Below are 758 nucleotides of genomic sequence, written 5' to 3'. Positions count from 1 at the left end.
TCGGCAGCCATGCGGCCTTGCACGCCGGCATCAAGCGAATGGTTAATGAAGGCGTGGATCAGATCGCTGTCAGCGGGATGCGACTTCGGGATCACCGTGAACATGAGCTGTGTGGCGAAGCCTTCCTTCATGCCGTAGGTCACGCCCATCTTGTACTCGGGCTTGCGGATCTGGTCGGGGAAAAAGGCCGGTGAATAGATGCCGCCGATATCGAGCGAACCGGTGCGGAACAGATCGGCCACCTGGTTCGGGTTCTCGCCGAGCGTCATCACGCGATCCTTCAGTTCCAGCAGCTTCTTGAAACCCGGTTCGATGTTCTGCTGCGAACCGCCGTTCATCTTGGCTGCGATGATTGCGAGGTCCACGGCTTCGGCCCACTCGGGCGGCGGCAGGAACAGACGCCCGGCGTACTTCGGGTCCCATAGTGCTTCGTACGTGGTTGGCGCCGTCTTGACCGTCGACGTGTTGTAGATCAACCCGTCCGACCACAGCAGATAACCGACGCCGAAGCCGTTCGCGCCGGTGCGGTATTGCGGCGCGACGTCCTTCAGGTTCGGCAGCCTGTCGAGATCTGGCTTCATCAGGAGACCCGCGTCGCCGAGACCCGCCGCGCCGACACCGGCCAGCGTGATGACGTCATAAGTGGGGCGGTCGCCCGCGGCCTTGACCTTGGCGACCATGCCGGACGTGCCGTCGGCGCGGTCGGCGATCACCTTCGCGCCGGTTTTCGCCGTGAACGTGGCGGCGATGTTGCGCAA

Annotated in this window: 1 protein-coding gene; it reads right to left on the bottom strand. The window is 63.3% G+C overall.

The genetic code is table 11. The features are described 5' to 3' along the window. The coding region (locus KHO31_RS39005; protein WP_211626153.1) for an extracellular solute-binding protein at positions 1–758 on the bottom strand (758 nt) is incomplete at both ends.

Source organism: Paraburkholderia domus (assembly GCF_905220705.1).
Taxonomy (GTDB): Bacteria; Pseudomonadota; Gammaproteobacteria; order Burkholderiales; family Burkholderiaceae; genus Paraburkholderia; species Paraburkholderia domus.
Note: the sequence above shows the minus strand (reverse complement) of the source record. Positions and strands in the feature narration are given on the sequence as shown.